The organism is Novosphingobium sp. NBM11 (assembly GCF_015390225.1).
Classification (GTDB): Bacteria; Pseudomonadota; Alphaproteobacteria; order Sphingomonadales; family Sphingomonadaceae; genus Novosphingobium.
Genome location: NZ_VUOG01000001.1, coordinates 3037691 through 3051391 on the forward strand (window position 1 = coordinate 3037691; position 13701 = coordinate 3051391).

Annotated in this window: 21 protein-coding genes and 5 tRNA genes; 16 read left to right on the forward strand and 10 right to left on the reverse strand. The window is 63.6% G+C overall.

Annotated elements, in window-relative coordinates; genetic code table 11:
• Positions 1-6: 6 nt before the first annotated feature.
• Positions 7-2454, reverse strand: coding sequence for a TonB-dependent receptor (locus F1640_RS14700; RefSeq protein WP_194919851.1), 2448 nt, complete (start codon positions 2452-2454; stop codon positions 7-9).
• 164 nt (positions 2455-2618) lie between these two features.
• Positions 2619-3878, reverse strand: coding sequence for a dipeptidase (locus F1640_RS14705; protein WP_194919852.1), 1260 nt, complete (start codon positions 3876-3878; stop codon positions 2619-2621).
• A 158-nt stretch (positions 3879-4036) separates the two neighbouring features.
• Here F1640_RS14705 and F1640_RS14710 point away from each other — a divergent pair, with 158 nt between their 5' ends.
• Positions 4037-4489: a tRNA (cytidine(34)-2'-O)-methyltransferase gene (locus F1640_RS14710; RefSeq protein WP_194919854.1), complete on the forward strand. Its 453-nt coding sequence runs from the start codon at positions 4037-4039 to the stop codon at positions 4487-4489.
• Positions 4490-4555: 66 nt separating this feature from the next.
• Positions 4556-5122 (forward strand): DUF1993 family protein, encoded by a 567-nt coding sequence (locus F1640_RS14715; protein ID WP_124807699.1) that lies wholly within the window; start codon positions 4556-4558, stop codon positions 5120-5122.
• Between the two features lie 27 nt (positions 5123-5149).
• Here F1640_RS14715 and F1640_RS14720 read toward each other — a convergent pair.
• Positions 5150-5226, reverse strand: a tRNA-Pro gene (locus F1640_RS14720).
• A gap of 143 nt (positions 5227-5369) precedes the next feature.
• Between F1640_RS14720 and F1640_RS14725 the strand changes: the two genes are divergently transcribed.
• The 14 genes from F1640_RS14725 to F1640_RS14790 all read left to right on the forward strand — a co-directional run bounded on the left by F1640_RS14725 (position 5370) and on the right by F1640_RS14790 (position 10065).
• A complete protein-coding gene (locus tag F1640_RS14725) occupies positions 5370-5861 on the forward strand; it encodes a hypothetical protein (RefSeq protein WP_194919856.1) in 492 nt (163 codons plus the stop codon).
• A gap of 231 nt (positions 5862-6092) precedes the next feature.
• On the forward strand, positions 6093-6731 hold the full coding sequence (locus F1640_RS14730) for a hypothetical protein (protein ID WP_194919858.1): 639 nt from the start codon (positions 6093-6095) through the stop codon (positions 6729-6731).
• A complete protein-coding gene (locus F1640_RS14735; protein WP_194919860.1) occupies positions 6728-7018 on the forward strand; it encodes a hypothetical protein in 291 nt (96 codons plus the stop codon). Before F1640_RS14730 ends, F1640_RS14735 begins: the two co-directional genes overlap by 4 nt.
• A complete protein-coding gene (locus F1640_RS14740; protein WP_194919861.1) occupies positions 7015-7224 on the forward strand; it encodes a hypothetical protein in 210 nt (69 codons plus the stop codon). The genes F1640_RS14735 and F1640_RS14740 overlap by 4 nt, the downstream gene beginning before the upstream one ends.
• Positions 7221-7607 carry a hypothetical protein gene (locus F1640_RS14745; protein WP_194919863.1) on the forward strand — a complete coding sequence of 129 codons (387 nt, stop codon included), beginning with the start codon at positions 7221-7223 and terminating at the stop codon, positions 7605-7607. The genes F1640_RS14740 and F1640_RS14745 overlap by 4 nt, the downstream gene beginning before the upstream one ends.
• Before the next feature lie 258 nt (positions 7608-7865).
• Complete coding sequence (locus tag F1640_RS14750) at positions 7866-8084, forward strand: hypothetical protein (RefSeq protein ID WP_194919865.1); 219 nt, start codon at positions 7866-7868, stop codon at positions 8082-8084.
• Complete coding sequence (locus F1640_RS14755) at positions 8081-8596, forward strand: hypothetical protein (RefSeq protein WP_194919867.1); 516 nt, start codon at positions 8081-8083, stop codon at positions 8594-8596. The genes F1640_RS14750 and F1640_RS14755 overlap by 4 nt, the downstream gene beginning before the upstream one ends.
• Positions 8593-8784 (forward strand): hypothetical protein, encoded by a 192-nt coding sequence (locus F1640_RS14760; RefSeq protein WP_194919869.1) that lies wholly within the window; start codon positions 8593-8595, stop codon positions 8782-8784. Before F1640_RS14755 ends, F1640_RS14760 begins: the two co-directional genes overlap by 4 nt.
• Entirely contained in the window at positions 8781-9143 is a 363-nt protein-coding gene (locus tag F1640_RS14765) for a hypothetical protein (RefSeq protein ID WP_194919870.1), read from the forward strand. The genes F1640_RS14760 and F1640_RS14765 overlap by 4 nt, the downstream gene beginning before the upstream one ends.
• A gap of 75 nt (positions 9144-9218) precedes the next feature.
• Positions 9219-9294: transfer RNA gene (locus F1640_RS14770), tRNA-Pro, on the forward strand.
• 5 nt (positions 9295-9299) lie between these two features.
• Positions 9300-9374 (forward strand) — tRNA-Met (locus F1640_RS14775).
• A 6-nt stretch (positions 9375-9380) separates the two neighbouring features.
• Positions 9381-9454: transfer RNA gene (locus F1640_RS14780), tRNA-Thr, on the forward strand.
• Between the two features lie 79 nt (positions 9455-9533).
• Positions 9534-9607, forward strand: a tRNA-Gln gene (locus tag F1640_RS14785).
• Between the two features lie 224 nt (positions 9608-9831).
• Positions 9832-10065, forward strand: a complete 234-nt coding sequence (locus tag F1640_RS14790) for a hypothetical protein (protein WP_194919872.1) — start codon at positions 9832-9834, stop codon at positions 10063-10065.
• 3 nt (positions 10066-10068) lie between these two features.
• Here F1640_RS14790 and F1640_RS14795 read toward each other — a convergent pair whose 3' ends face one another.
• From F1640_RS14795 to F1640_RS14825, 7 genes are read right to left on the reverse strand one after another with little or no spacing between them, the layout of a single operon-like run.
• Positions 10069-11355, reverse strand: a complete 1287-nt coding sequence (locus F1640_RS14795; RefSeq protein WP_194919874.1) for an SGNH/GDSL hydrolase family protein — start codon at positions 11353-11355, stop codon at positions 10069-10071.
• Positions 11356-11365: 10 nt separating this feature from the next.
• Positions 11366-11644, reverse strand: coding sequence for a hypothetical protein (locus tag F1640_RS14800; RefSeq protein ID WP_194919875.1), 279 nt, complete (start codon positions 11642-11644; stop codon positions 11366-11368).
• A gap of 3 nt (positions 11645-11647) precedes the next feature.
• Positions 11648-12202, reverse strand: coding sequence for a hypothetical protein (locus F1640_RS14805; RefSeq protein WP_194919876.1), 555 nt, complete (start codon positions 12200-12202; stop codon positions 11648-11650).
• Positions 12202-12615 (reverse strand): hypothetical protein, encoded by a 414-nt coding sequence (locus F1640_RS14810; protein WP_194919877.1) that lies wholly within the window; start codon positions 12613-12615, stop codon positions 12202-12204. Before F1640_RS14810 ends, F1640_RS14805 begins: the two co-directional genes overlap by 1 nt.
• The gene (locus tag F1640_RS14815; RefSeq protein WP_206694693.1) at positions 12615-13208 is read right to left on the reverse strand and encodes a glycoside hydrolase family protein; all 594 of its coding nucleotides are present in this window, start codon (positions 13206-13208) and stop codon (positions 12615-12617) included. Before F1640_RS14815 ends, F1640_RS14810 begins: the two co-directional genes overlap by 1 nt.
• Complete coding sequence (locus F1640_RS14820; RefSeq protein WP_194919878.1) at positions 13198-13428, reverse strand: hypothetical protein; 231 nt, start codon at positions 13426-13428, stop codon at positions 13198-13200. Before F1640_RS14820 ends, F1640_RS14815 begins: the two co-directional genes overlap by 11 nt.
• On the reverse strand, positions 13425-13700 hold the full coding sequence (locus tag F1640_RS14825; protein WP_194919879.1) for a hypothetical protein: 276 nt from the start codon (positions 13698-13700) through the stop codon (positions 13425-13427). The genes F1640_RS14820 and F1640_RS14825 overlap by 4 nt, the downstream gene beginning before the upstream one ends.
• Position 13701: the final 1 nt, after the last annotated feature.

Consider the following 13701-nt stretch of genomic DNA (forward strand, 5'->3'; position numbering starts at 1 on the left):
GCCGCCTCAGAAGAACAGCTTGCGCACGCTGATCATCACGGTCCGGCCCAGCGGATCGAGATAGGCAGGCTGATAGGCATAGGGCGTTGCGCCCGTGCCGTCGGTTACTTTCTGGCGCGTGTTCAGCAGGTTGTTCACGGCCAGGCTCACCCGCATGCCCCGCATCCAAGGGTGCTTGCCGATCAGGCCGGGCACCTGGGACGGGTTGGCGAAAAGCCGCAGGTTGAACGTGGCGAGGCTTCCGAAGTGCAGGTTGGCGCTGGGCGTGCCCGATGGATCGACGACGCGCGTCGCGCTTTGCCACTGGCCCGTCAGGCGCAGGCCGAATCCGCTGTGCGAAATGCCGGCCTGCACTTCCACTTCATGGCGCGGCTGGCCGGACTGGCTGCCGATCGTGCCGCCGTTCAGCAGGTCGATCGTGGGCTGTCCGGCGGCAAGGCGTGCCGTCTCGGTGAGATGCACCGAATGATAGACCGCGAAGGTGAGGCGGTTGCCGCCGCCTGGTCCGCCCGGGCCGCGCCCACCCGGACCGCCGAACCCGCGCGGAGGACCGCCTTCGCCGCGAGGAGGGCCGCCGCCGAAGCCGTCCTGCGGCGGCGGAGGCGGTGCGCCGGCTCCCTCCGCCCGGCGTTGCCGTTCGGCAAAGGCGCGCATGAACGCCGCGCGCATCGCGTCGGCCTGCGCTTTCGGGGTTTTCAGCGCTTTCGAGAAGTTGAAGCCCCAGCGCAGGACGCCGCTTTCCTGCCGGTCGATGTTCACGGGCGTGCCGATGATGCGGATCAGGTTGCCGTCATCGTCGCGGATGAAGCGGCTGGGGAAGGCGGCCTGCGTCGCCGCGGTCAGCGCGGGCAGGGCCATGATGCCGTTGTCGGTGCTGGCGTGGTTGTAATCGACCGAGAAGGTAATGTCCTTGCCGGTGAACGGCTTGAGCGTCAGGCCCAGCCGCCATTCGCGCTTTTCGGCGCTGAGCAGCGCGGTGTTGCCCCCGCTCACCCGCGTGACCAGCACGCTCTGCCCGGTGGTGTAATCGAACACCGGCACCTGCGGAGTGGGGATCTGAGGGTTGCCGATCTGCTGCATCGTCGGCGCGCTTTGGGTCGATGCGAACGAGGCGATCAGGCTCACCTCGCGGCGCGGCGTCCATGTCGCGCCATAACCATAGCTGGTCAGCCCGCCGAAGTCGGACAGGGTCTGCAACTGCACGTTGCCGTTCACCGAGAGCCGGCCCAGGAACGGTGAGGGGCTGTCGAACACCGGGACGTCGACGCTCAGCGAGGCTAGTCCGGTGGTGCGGTCGAGATCGGCTTTCTGCTGTGTCACCTGCGCGCGCACGGCCTCCGATCCGAAGCTGTTGAACGTGCCACCCAGCCGCGCGGTCACCGAGATGTCGCCCGCCGGCAGGCGATAGGGCGTGACGTTCGAGGTGAGGTCCGCCGTTACCGTGTCGGTCGTGCTGCGCGCCACGTCCGCCGGCACGCCGCGCACGCTGATGGTGCGGCCTTCGTCGTGGTCGTAAGTGGTCGTCAGCGTGTTGTGCAGGCCCCGGAAGTCTGCGTTCACAGTCGAGCCGATGTGCAGCGACAGATCCTTGGCGGTGCGCTGAAACACGTCGAGGTCCGGGGTGGTCGACGCGCCGATCAGCGAATGCTGACGATCCACCGTCATCTCGCCGTTCAGGCTGGCGCTGACCTTGGGCGAGAACGTATGCGCATAAGTCGCCGTCAGTGTCAGTTGCTCGTCCGAGGGAGCAAGCGAGCGCCGGGTGTCGCCCCCGGTGCTGGTGGTGATCCCGCGCTGGCTTTCGGCGAGCGCCGCCGTGTTCTCGTAATCGAGGTTGAGGTTCAGGCGGCCGTTGCGGCGGATGGTGAGGAGGCCCAGTTCGATTTCCGGGTTGTTCGCCCCGCCATCGGTGGTGAACTTGTCCTTGCCTTCCACGGTGATCGACTTGAACCGCCGCCGCAGCACGATGTTCAGCACCTTCTGGTTGGCGGAATAGCCATACTTGAGCGCCACTTCCTCGGGCAGCACTTCGGCGCGCTGGATAGCCTCGGCGGGGATCGTCGCGATTTCGCGGAAGCTGGAGACGCGCCGGCCTTCCAACAGAATCACCGGCGAGCCGCCGCGCGTGCTGGCCAGCTGCGGGCCGAGTTCGGTCAGCAGATCGTTGATGCTGCTGACGCCCAGGGCGCGGATATCGCCGCCGTTGAAGGTGAGTTCGGGCTTGATGTCGCCGATCACGCTGCCGCGCGGCCTCTGGCCCTGCACGACGATCTCTTCCTCGCCTTCATCCGCCGCCTGCTGCCCGCGTGCCTGAGCGGGCGCCTGAGCGGGCGCCTGAGCTGGCGCCCGAGCTGGTGGCTGTGCCGGTTCGGGCGCGCCGGACTGTGCCAGCGCGGGCACGGGCGACAGGATGGTGGTGGCCAGCCACAGGCCGGTCGGAAGACAACGCTGCATGGTACTCCCAGATGCTGTTCGGCCGCGCGCGCATAGGAGGCGCGCACGTCCCGGTCCGTGCTCGGATTACGGGAGACTTGTGTCAGAGCTTTGCTGGACCGCGCCTGAATTGTCGCAATTGGTCGCGGTCCCCGTAACGGGTCCCGACGCCAGGCAAGCTGCCGCTATTTCATGGTTTTTGCGACCTGCTCCGTGCGTTCCATCGCGCGTAGCACGTTGCCGCCGGCCACCTTGGCCACGTCGGCATCGCTCCAGCCGCGTCGCATCAGTTCGGCCAGCAGCGCGGGATAGGTGGAGACGTCCTCAAGTCCCTCCGGCAACTGGTTGCCCACGCCGTCGAAATCCGATCCCAGGCCAACATGGTCCACGCCGGCCACTTTCGCGATATGCTCGATATGATCGGCCACTTCGGCCAGCGTCACGCGCGGGGCGGGGTGCGCTTTGAGCCAGGCGGCATAGTCGGCCGCTGCCTTTTCCGGCTGGCCGATGTCCAGCCCGCCGAACGGCGGCGCGTTCAGACGGGTCTTTTCCGCCGCCGAATCCGCCGCCCAGCGCCGATAGGCGTCGGAGACATAGGGCAGCGCGTAGTTGACCATGACCACCCCGCCGTTCGCCGCCACCAGCTTCAGCGTTTCGTCCGAGACATTGCGCGGATGGTCGTCCACGGCGCGCGCGCCCGAATGCGAATAGATCACCGGCGCTTTCGACACGCGCAGCGCATCGCGCATCGTCGCTTCGCTCACGTGGCTGAGATCGACCAGCATCCCCAGCCGGTTGAGTTCCGCCACGATCTGTTCGCCGAACGGGGTCAGGCCATCGTGCTGGGGATTGTCGGTGGCGGAATCGGCCCATTCGATCGTGCGCGAATGCGTCAGCGTCAGGTAACCGGCGCCCAGCGCGGCATAGGTTCGCAGGATGGAAAGGTTGCCGTCGATCTGGCCGCCACCCTCGACGCCGATCATCGAGGCGATCTTGCCGGCCGCGTGCGCGCGGCGCACGTCCGCCGCCGTGCGTGCCAGCGCGAAGGTTTCCGGGTACCGGGCGACGATCGCCTTCACCAGATCGATCTGCTCCAGCGTTTCCTCGACCTGCTGCTGGCCCGGCAGATTGGCCGAGACATAGACCGACCAGAACTGCCCGCCGACCATGCCCTTGCGCAGGCGCACGATGTCGGTGTTGTAGGCCTCCGGGCTCTTGGACAGGTCGGTCAGGTCGATCGTCCAGCGCTTGTTCCCTTCGCGTTCGCGCAGCGTTTCCGGCCAGTCGTTGTGCCCGTCGATCAGTGGCGTCGCCCGCAGGACGCGCGCGACGCGGGCCTGGTAGTCCTGCGTTGCCGGCGCCGCGCCGAACGCGGGCGCCGTCAGCGCGGTGCAGGCGGCGATCAGGCCGAGAAGGGCGGAGCGGCAGGTGGAGCTTGCGGGCATGGTGTTCCAGTGGTTTGGGCGTGACGATGGCCGGATCAGGATGATCCGGATGATGCGCCGACCATACTCATGCGCGGCGCGATGCCAATGCAATCCTGCTTATACCCGGTGCACGCTGAGGGCTTGCATGGCGTGCGCGCCGGCGCCAATCAGCCGGAATGCGTATAGCCCTTTTTGAACCGGAAATCGCGGGGAATGTCGGCGCCGTGCTGCGGCTTGGTGCGTGCCTGGGCGTGGCCGTGGACCTGATCGAGCCGATGGGTTTCGTGTGGGATGATCGCCGCGTGCGCCGGGCCGCCATGGACTATATCGATCATGTTTCCATCGCGCGCCACGCCGGGTTCGATGCCTTCAGGGAGATCGCAGGATCAAATCGGCTGGTGCTGTTCACCACCAAGGCCAGCCAATCGGTCTACGATTTCGCCTTCGCGCCCGATGATATCCTGCTGTTCGGCAAGGAAAGCGCCGGGGTACCTGTGACGGTTGCCGATGCCTGCCAGGCGCGCGTGCGCATTCCGATGCGGCCGCAGGTTCGCTCGATGAACCTTGCTTCGTCGGCAGCGCTCGCGCTGGGCGAGGCGTTGCGCCAGACGCAGGCTTTGCCTGGCTGATCGACGGTGGGTGCGCATGGCCGTATGGTGCCGTCATCGGGCATTCTCCCGCGGAAAGGACTTTTCATGACGTTAGCCAGTCTCGTGGTGCCGACATACCGGCAGATGCTTGGCGCGCTATCCGGCTGGCTGGACAAGGCACGCTCGCAGTTGTCGGCTGATGGGGGGGAGGCACTTCTGTCCGTTCGGCTTGCGCCGGACATGTTTCCGCTCGCCACGCAGATTCGTTTCGCCTGCGTGCAGGCCTATGAAGGAGTGTTCCGTCTCGGCGACGAGGCGTTTACGCCGATCGTCGCTACGCTGCTGAACGAAGGGCGCAATGCCGGGGAGCAGCCGGGTTCGCTCGCTGAAGCGCAAGACCGGATCGCCGAAACCATCGCGTTTCTCGATGGCGTCGATACGGCAGCGCTCGATGCCGCGGCCGGACGGGCGCTGGCGCACGGCCTGCCCAATGGAATGATCTTCGACCTGACCGCCGAGCAATACGCGCGGGACTGGACCTTGCCGCAGTTCTATTTCCACGTGATGATCGCCTACGCGATCCTGCGCAGCGCCGGCGTTGATCTCGGCAAGGCGGATTACGTCGCGCACATGTTCGCCTATCTGCGGCCAGGGACGGTGCCCGGACAATAACGCGGCGGGATGGCGGTGGTGAAAAGGTGGTCGGGGAGATAGGATTCGAACCTACGACCCTCTGGTCCCAAACCAGATGCGCTACCAGGCTGCGCTACTCCCCGACACGCGCCAGCCCCTAGTTTTCCTGCACTTCCAGCGCAAGCGAAAAGCGTTGTTCGCGGAAACTCGCGGCAGAACAAGGCAAGAACCGGCAACAGGACTCCCGGAATAGTCCCGAACCATGGTGGCGCCGGGAGGCTGTGCCATGGATAAGGCCCGCATCTTCCTCGACTGCGATGGCGTGCTTGCCGACTTCGACACCTACGCCGAGGTATACTTCGGAATGCCGCCGCGCGCGTATGAGGAACGCGTCGGCTCAGCGCGGTTCTGGCAGGAACTGGAAAGCAAGGGAGACTTCTACCGCAACCTGCCTCTTATGCCGGACGCGCATGTTCTGGTGGATGGCGTCCGGCACTTGCAGCCGACGATCTTGACCGGATGCCCGCGCGGCAATTGGGCCGAAGCGCAGAAGGTCGCATGGGCACACGAGCATTTCCCCGGCGTCCCGGTCATCACCTGCCGAAGCGCAAACAAGCGCGACTACGCCAAGCCCGGTGATGTGCTGATCGACGACTGGCATCAGCACCGCCACCGTTGGATTGAGATGGGCGGCATCTGGATCACGCACACCTGCGCGGAAACGTCACTGGCGGCGCTTTGGGCGCACTATCCGGAACTGGAGACCCCTCATGCCTGATCCGAATATCGCGCCCGATGTGGGCGGGGGCAAGGCACGTTGCAGCGCCTGCGGTATCCCAGTTTGCATGACCTACGATGGGCAGTGTCTGAGTTGCCGATACCCAGACGATTGCGATGAAAATGGATTGGACGACGATCCGGAGCATTTCGAAGATTGCGGCCTGATGCCGAATGGGCAGTGCCTTAAGGCGGGCAGCGAGGAATGCGACTGGGAATGCGGGAGGTTGCGATGACCTCTCTCCCCGGTAGCAAGGGGCAGATGATGGCTCTGCTCGACAACGGGCAAGACCTCGCCGCATGCGAGCGTGAGATCGGCGCCCGCGTCGGACAACTGCTCACCCCGCTAACCCGCTATCGCAATCGTGAACCCAGCAGAAAGTTCGGCATTGATAACGGTGGTTTCAACGAGCTGGACGTTCCGGGCCTGTTTAGCCTTCTGGATCGAGAAAAACCGAACCGAGAACACTGCCTGTTTGTCGCGGTTCCGGACATCGTTTTCAGTGCCCAACGTACCCTTGAGCTATTTCATCACTTCGCTCCGCGGATGGCGGGGTGGCCACTCGCCTTGGTGTGCCAAGACGGCCAAGAGAACCTGCCGATCCCGTGGGACCAGATAGACGCGGTATTCATCGGCGGCTCGGATGGATGGAAGTGCAGTCGGCATGTCGAAGCGATCATGAAGACTGCGCATGTGCTGGGCAAGCATATCCACGCCGGCCGGGTAAACACGCCCGAGCGCTTCCATTGGTTCGAACAGCGCGGAGCGCATAGCGGGGATGGTACGGGAATGTCCCGATACACCCACATGCGCGAAGCCATTGCTCGGCGCGGGCAGGTCGCAACTCTATTCGATGGAGAGGCAGCATGAAGGTGCTGACAGGAGCAAGCGCCATTCTGCAGGTCGCGCACTACGGACCTGACGGGGCGCTGCATGGCCATACCTACGAGATAACCGGATGGTGGACCGGGGAGCCTTGCCAACTGGAGATGCAGAGCAGGCTCAAGGCGTGGGTGGCTAAGTTCGATCACCAACTCCTGCCGGCCAAGTTGAGCCGCGCTGAAAGCATCGGGCGCGAATGCCTGATGGCGCTGGGTTGTGCCGCCGTGGATGTCGATCGTCCGCTGGAGCGACTGTACGTGAGGATCGAAGCATGACCTCTCTCCCCGAAGGCTTCATTCCGCATGATGGCGGGCCGTGTCCTGTGGCGCCGGATACGCTGGTAACCGTGATGTCCAGAAATGGATGCGTCAGTAGCGGTCGTTATGCTCGGTTTTGGGACTATCCGCCTAGCTGGTGGCGCTGGCAATCTCTCGACCACGACAACGACATCATCGCCTACAAGGTGGAGAACCCCTCATGACAGAGACACCACATACGCCGCTGGAGAATTGCCCGTTTTGTGGATGGTCGCGAAATGAAAGCTATGCCGATGCGCCATGTGGCGACCGTCGCTATTGGACCGTGATCTGCGATCAATGCGAGGCGCACGGCCCTCCGTTTTCGGAATGCGGCGGCGGCGAGAAAGAAGCCATCGCCGCATGGAACACCCGCGCCACCCCCCTGCCAACAACTGCCAATAACCCGGAGACCGATGCTCACCGGGATCTGGTGGAGGCGTTGAACGCGGTGCTGGATACCTGCGGCGCGCGCGGCACGTACCATGCGTTCAAGTACGGTGACGCCATCGAACGTGCCGAAAGCCTTCTGGCCTCCCTCACCAAAGCAGAGGTGACCCATGGATAAGCAGACCTGTGCGACGTGCCGGTGGTGGGGAACCATGGGCAAATGCGACCTGCAATCAGGGATGCGCAAGATTGGGTCTGTCAGTTGGCACCAGCTTGTGACCACGATGCACAACGATACCTGCGGCGAGCATCAGCCCAAGGAGCCTACGCCATCCAAGGAAGGCGATTGCCCGGCATACCCCGGCCACCCCTGTCAGGTCGATACGACGATGGAGAGCGGGCCGAACAACTGCTTCCACTGCGAAAGGAAGATGTGATGGAATCTGCTATCACGCGCCCCGCCGAACCCGAGATTGGCCATGACGTTTGGTATCGTGGCTGGGAATGCGGCTACGATGTCAATGCTGCGCTTTGGTGCGGCGAAGGCTGGCGCGCCTACAATGGCGGCGTTGACATCGATGTGCCCAGAACCAGCGCAAAGACCTTTGAGGCATTGCTCGACGAGATCGATGCCGAGGAAGGCGGTGAAGTATGAGCGAGATCGACATCGAAGCGGTGCGGCGAAGCCTAAGGGCACAGGCGGCCCAGCGCCATGATCCGGTCCAAGAGGGGTATGCCTACCATGCACGCACCCTCTGCGGAAAAGCCGAAGACATCATCGACCAACTGTCCAAGGAAAACGAGCGGCTGAAAGCGAAACTGCTTGAGTCCGGCGAAGGTGCAAACGCGGTAGATCGCGAACTTGGTAAGGTGATGCGCGAACGCGACGAGGCGCTCACCAAACTCGCGGCCATGCAGGAGGCTATTGTTGAGGCGGTGAGGCGGGCGGAGGGATACGGCGTAGGCGAAGGGTCGCTTGCTGGGTTTATTACCGCAACCCTCCGCAAGCATCTTCCCACGCCTGAGCCTAAGCCGGTCGATCCGTTGGTGGAGGCGATGAAAGAAAGCCAGCGGTTCGTCATTCGCGAGGATGACGTTGATAAGCTCCGCGCCGCCCTGTCCGCCCGTGGCCTCGAAGTCCGGAAGATCGGGGAGGGCGCGGCGTGAGGGATATCATTCTGAAACTGCGCGTGCTGCTGGACTGGCTTCGCGGCACTTACGAAGAATGGCGCAAGGAGGTTTGGCGGCATGATCTGGACAGCCGGGCTTGCTGCGACGGCTACGAGTGCGGCTGCGGAGGATCATCCCGGCGCGACCTTTACACGTGGCATCTGACGAAGGACCCCAACCCATGACCCTCATCCCCCGCATAGAGCAGGCCTCGGCAGAGCAGGTGCGCGAGTTGCTGGAGGAGGCGTGGAACACGATCGCGCCCGGCAGGGGCGTTTCATGGGCACTGGCCAATGCACGCCGCTTCACCGTCATGCTCGACGCCGAAGCATGGACCAGCGCGGCGGAGATGCTGGTGCCTGAAACGCACTTTTGGTCAATCTGCATGAAGGGAGGGGCCACCGGGTTCAGCGCTTGTTGTCAAGCTCGCGGGGATGCTCTTGAGCGGTCCGACGCCGCCACCCCAGCCCTTGCTCTCGCCGCTGCGTGCCTGAGGGCGAAAGGCTTGCAGGCCGGATCCCATTCTGGTACATGCACGGCATGAACACGCAACTCCAACGACCGCGACCTGGACAGACATACTGGCGTCGGTGAAGCTTGTCCGCTGCACCCGCGTTATCTGGGTGTAGCTTAGTTGGTAAAGCGCCGGTTTTGGGTACCGGAGATCGGGGGTTCGAGACCCTCCACCCAGACCAAGTGTAGCAGGGTAGAGCAGCGGTAGCTCGTTTGGCTCATAACCAAAAGGTCGCCGGTTCGATCCCGGCCCCTGCCACCACTTTCCGCCCCTCAAGCATTGTGGCGATGCACCGTCCTCGTAACTCGGTGAGCGCGGTTCAATTCCGTGGTGGGGCACCAGCGTTGGTGTAGCTTAGAGGCCCAAAGCACCGGTCTCCAAAACCGGGATCGCAGGTTCGAATCCTGCCACCTTCGCCATTGCCTGATCGTCTAATGGTAGGACACGACGTTTTGGCCGTCGCAATCTAGGTTCGATCCCTAGTCAGGCATCCACCCCTTCCTTGCCCACCGCGCCGGAATAGGGTAGAGAATAGGGGCTGCGAAGACCCGAAACACCTTGGCCAAGCGAGGCGAGTAGGGGAAGGTCTTCTTGGCGAAGCGCCCGCCCTGATTAGCGGGTTCGTGGCAAGGGCGACGGGGCAGGATTGGGAGCATCCCGGTCGGAACCGTCGCCCAACCCCCTTCCAGAATCGTTCCGCTCATGTTCTCATGCGCGCATGGCAGACTATGGACGTCCTCAGCCGGCCGATCCCCTGTGGTATCGACGCGGATGGTTCTACCGCATCCAGTGCGATTGCGGGCGCAAGGTGATCCTATCGATGGATGATCTCTCGCGCTTCCACCGCCTGCCCGGCAAGACGCTGGTCTATGACGTGATCCGGCGGATGCGATGCCGGGAGTGCGGCCAGCGGCCGGAGTACGTGGACATCGCGCCCCGGCCGAAGTGGTGATGGTTAACTCTGCACCTTGAAAACGCCCAAGCGCTCCACCGTGACCGTCGCCGATCCCGCCGCCGTGAAGTAGAACCGCAGGCTACCAGTCATCCACCCACGGCTTCCGGAATTGATGGTCAGGCGCTCGGTCTCGCGTACCCAGCTATAGTTCCCGCTCGGTAGAGCACCGTTGGTTGCTGAGCCGGCATTGTAGCCGTCCTCCACCTGCCACGTCACGCCGCCACGATTGCTTTCCAGATAGACGCTGGCAGACTGGAAATTGCTTGCACCCGACGCAAGGCTCAACTTGGCGTTGGCGTAGAACACATCGCCCGGCTGTTCCGTAGGCGACGGGTTGATGTCGAAGAACACCCTGACCATGCCAGCCTGCGCCGTCGTGATCGCCAGTTGCAGCGCGTTGCCGTAGCTGCCGGCGCTATTCGTCGCCGTGATCCCGGTCGCGCCCGCCGTGGTGGCAGTGGCCGTGATGCCGGCAGGGACGTTGCCGGTCCAGGTGACATTCGTACCAGTGGCGACGCCGCCCGTGGTCGTGGTCCAGAGCGGGTTCGCAAACCACTGGACGGCACCGTTCGCATAGACCTCGCCCACCGAATGCACCAAACCATCGCACGGCGGCATCAGGCTGGATAGCAGGCTGGCGAATGCGATCCCTGCCGCGCTCGCACCGGCCATCAGGTTGATGTGCGTCCCGTCGCCCGAATAGGACGGGTTGAGCGTCATGGCCGATCCCGGAGAAAGGACGATCGATGCTACATCGAACAAAATAGCATTTTGGTTATTTCGGCAAAATTCGCGGATTTGGGCATTATATCGCCAAACGGCACCGCGCTGGGCAGTCGTGGAAAAGCCGTTCGCGCCGGTTTCCGTGATCAGGATGACCTTGCGCCCGGCGGCAATCCACGCCTGTACGAACGGCTTGATCGTGACATTCCAGTAGTCCACCGAATTGCCCGTGGCGGAAATGTCGTTGACCACGCCATAGACGATTGCCCACAGCGCCGAAGTCGCGAACGCCGCCGTCTGTTGTGCCGCCGCGAGATACTGGTCCGAACGCTGGCCGGAGGTGGCAAGCAACGCTTCGATTCGCGCCCGCTGGCCGGAAAGCGCAAACCCTTCGGTCAGGAAGTTGAAGGCGTTGCGCGTCTTGTTCGCTTGCCCGTAGGTCGCATACATCTGCGCAAGCCGGCTGTCACCGATCAGGACGATGCTGTTCGAGTTGTAGATGCGGGTGGCTGCCCAAGCGTTTGCAGCCTTGGTGTTGAAGCCGCGCAGATCAATATTCGACATTTTCGCCCCCTCAGTCCGTCAGCCCACACCGCACGGTGCAGGCATCATTGAGCGCGCGGACCCAGATATGGGCGGCGGTACCCAAAGCGATGGCGCTGTTTGTGGCGTTCAGCACGATCCCGTCAGTGCTGTTCGCAGCCGGCGCGGAGCCGCTGGACGTGAATTGCACCACAAGCGCGCCGGGGCCGCTGTTTTGAACGAACGACGCCGCATTCGCCATCCCCGCATAGGTGGCGACTAGGTCTTGCCACGTCGTCGATGCAGTCACATTGGCATAGGTCTGTGCCATAGCTCAGGGTTCCTTGGAGAGAGGGACGGCCACGCCCGATGCGATCAGGGATTGGGCGTCCTGATGCACTTGGGCGAGGCGGGTGGAGTTGGAGACGAGGAGGTCGAAGTCGGCTTGGGCGACGGCAACCATGCCGGGATCTTCACCGGGTCCGTCATCGACGGCGGCAACACGATCGGTTCCGGGCACACCGGGAGCGCTGACCGGACATCCAACGGCTTCGGGCCGCACGCGGTGAGCAGCAGCGTAAGCGAGGCCAGCGCGGCGGCCTTCCTCGTAATAGGTTTCGGACTGGACACGGGAGGTCTCCGCGATTTGCTTGGAGGTGACGGCGGGGGCATGGTTGGCGGCGATCTGGTCGGTGGTGGCCTTGGCCGTGGCAAGCGCGATCCGGGCAGCATCCGCCTTGCGCAGCGCCTCAAGCTCATGGACACGGCTGCGGTAGTGCGAGACGGCGATCAGGAGACCAGCAACGAGCAACAGGCCAGCGATGCCGGCGAGGACGCGCGGGGCTTTGATGGCCTGCCAGATGGGGGCGAGGAGGGCGAGCAGTGGCATCACTCCTGCTCTCCCTTTTCGACGGCAATGACCGGCATCACGCTAAGATCAAGGTTGGCGCTGTTTTCACCGCACCAGACCAGCAACGTCGCTGCTTTTCGGCCATGCGGCTTGGCGGTCCAATCGACGATGGAGGCACCGTCCCCCTGTTTCCGGGCAGACATGAAATTGCAGCGACCGGTGACGCCGCGAACAGCGCCACAGAGCGACATGACAAGTGCGTCCGCATTGCCCTTGCAGAATTCGCCCCACGGCACGGCCACGAGGTCGATATCGCGGTTCAGCGAACCGTGAACGGTAATCGCGTAGCCTGCATCCTTGGCCGCACGGCGCATGGGAGGGAGGATCAGCTCAAGCAGGGCGCGATTGTATGCGCCTTGAACGATATCGTCCGCGTCGGTTCGGTCCCTCATCACACAGCATCCTTGATGCACACCGCGCGCTCACGGGCGCGGCGCTTGACCAGTCCATCCACAACCCGGCCACCAGCCCGATTGAACCGCGTGAAGGCATCGCAGGCTGGGCCAATCTTGCCCTCGTTGACCAAGCGCCGCCCCGTGGACGTGCAATATGATCGCGTGCCGATGTTGTAGGCGAGCGAGACGGCGGCGAACCGTACGTTGTCGCGGCGGGGGATCGTCAGGGCGAGGCCGGGCGTGCAGCCCATGACATCGGAGGCGTGCGCGACAAGTTCGTCCTCAAGCATGACGGCGCATTGCTCTTCGGAAAACTGGTCGCGGATCGTGATCTTGCGGCCCTTGTAGCTAGTCAGGCCATCACAGGCCGTGGCCACCCCGACGATATCGAGATAGGCCTTCAGGTATTGCTTGCCACTGATATGCCGAACGGTCGCCTCGCCGTTTTCAGCGATCGATACCTTGACGGTGCGCCCGCTTTCGTCCTTCGGGATGTTTGTCAGCAGCAGGCCGGCCGTGACGGTGCCGACGACGGCAGCCAGCGTCAGCCGCTTCCGCCCCTTCGGCTGCTCCATAGGCTCAATCGGCATCGTCAGGCCCCTTCTGCTTCACGACGCGCGCGACCAGGCCAAGGACAAACAATGCCGTCGCCACGCCCTGCGCGTAGGGAACCGCCTGCCGCAGATCGGACGGCATCGAGTTCCATGCTTCGCTAACGAAGCCTGCGAACCCCATGAGCGCGATCCCTGCGCTATTGAGGCGGATGGACCAGTAGCGGTGCGCCTTTTTCCAGTCGTCGATGAGGTTCATCCGAATTTCCCGAAAAGATAGGTGACGGCAGCGCTAACCGCCGCTCCGATCACGGTTGAGATTCCGACCAGTACGCGCCATGCTCCACGCCGCTGATCTTCGCGCGCCTTGATTTCAGCGACATCCGCTTGCACTTCCCGAAGTGCGTTCTTGAGTTCTTCCATCCCCGCAACGATCGCCTTCTCAAGCCGGTCCATGCGATCCTTCATTGCGGTTACGTCGCCTTCCAGACGGCCGAGTGAGCGGTTCAGATCGTCGTTGCTGGTGGTCATC

What these genes read in the sequence shown, in the direction of transcription:
- F1640_RS14790 (WP_194919872.1), top strand. Translation starts at nt 9,832, where the DNA reads ATGGCAGACTATGGACGTCCTCAGCCGGCCGATCCCCTGTGGTATCGA.
- F1640_RS14810 (WP_194919877.1), bottom strand. Translation starts at nt 12,615, where the DNA reads ATGAGGGACCGAACCGACGCGGACGATATCGTTCAAGGCGCATACAAT.
- F1640_RS14725 (WP_194919856.1), top strand. Translation starts at nt 5,370, where the DNA reads ATGGATAAGGCCCGCATCTTCCTCGACTGCGATGGCGTGCTTGCCGAC.
- F1640_RS14745 (WP_194919863.1), top strand. Translation starts at nt 7,221, where the DNA reads ATGACAGAGACACCACATACGCCGCTGGAGAATTGCCCGTTTTGTGGA.
- F1640_RS14715 (WP_124807699.1), top strand. Translation starts at nt 4,556, where the DNA reads ATGACGTTAGCCAGTCTCGTGGTGCCGACATACCGGCAGATGCTTGGC.
- F1640_RS14750 (WP_194919865.1), top strand. Translation starts at nt 7,866, where the DNA reads ATGGAATCTGCTATCACGCGCCCCGCCGAACCCGAGATTGGCCATGAC.
- F1640_RS14700 (WP_194919851.1), bottom strand. Translation starts at nt 2,454, where the DNA reads ATGCAGCGTTGTCTTCCGACCGGCCTGTGGCTGGCCACCACCATCCTG.
- F1640_RS14735 (WP_194919860.1), top strand. Translation starts at nt 6,728, where the DNA reads ATGAAGGTGCTGACAGGAGCAAGCGCCATTCTGCAGGTCGCGCACTAC.
- F1640_RS14825 (WP_194919879.1), bottom strand. Translation starts at nt 13,700, where the DNA reads ATGACCACCAGCAACGACGATCTGAACCGCTCACTCGGCCGTCTGGAA.
- F1640_RS14820 (WP_194919878.1), bottom strand. Translation starts at nt 13,428, where the DNA reads ATGAACCTCATCGACGACTGGAAAAAGGCGCACCGCTACTGGTCCATC.
- F1640_RS14755 (WP_194919867.1), top strand. Translation starts at nt 8,081, where the DNA reads ATGAGCGAGATCGACATCGAAGCGGTGCGGCGAAGCCTAAGGGCACAG.
- F1640_RS14740 (WP_194919861.1), top strand. Translation starts at nt 7,015, where the DNA reads ATGACCTCTCTCCCCGAAGGCTTCATTCCGCATGATGGCGGGCCGTGT.
- F1640_RS14730 (WP_194919858.1), top strand. Translation starts at nt 6,093, where the DNA reads ATGACCTCTCTCCCCGGTAGCAAGGGGCAGATGATGGCTCTGCTCGAC.
- F1640_RS14705 (WP_194919852.1), bottom strand. Translation starts at nt 3,878, where the DNA reads ATGCCCGCAAGCTCCACCTGCCGCTCCGCCCTTCTCGGCCTGATCGCC.
- F1640_RS14765 (WP_194919870.1), top strand. Translation starts at nt 8,781, where the DNA reads ATGACCCTCATCCCCCGCATAGAGCAGGCCTCGGCAGAGCAGGTGCGC.
- F1640_RS14815 (WP_206694693.1), bottom strand. Translation starts at nt 13,208, where the DNA reads ATGCCGATTGAGCCTATGGAGCAGCCGAAGGGGCGGAAGCGGCTGACG.
- F1640_RS14795 (WP_194919874.1), bottom strand. Translation starts at nt 11,355, where the DNA reads ATGTCGAATATTGATCTGCGCGGCTTCAACACCAAGGCTGCAAACGCT.
- F1640_RS14800 (WP_194919875.1), bottom strand. Translation starts at nt 11,644, where the DNA reads ATGGCACAGACCTATGCCAATGTGACTGCATCGACGACGTGGCAAGAC.
- F1640_RS14710 (WP_194919854.1), top strand. Translation starts at nt 4,037, where the DNA reads ATGCGTATAGCCCTTTTTGAACCGGAAATCGCGGGGAATGTCGGCGCC.
- F1640_RS14805 (WP_194919876.1), bottom strand. Translation starts at nt 12,202, where the DNA reads ATGCCACTGCTCGCCCTCCTCGCCCCCATCTGGCAGGCCATCAAAGCC.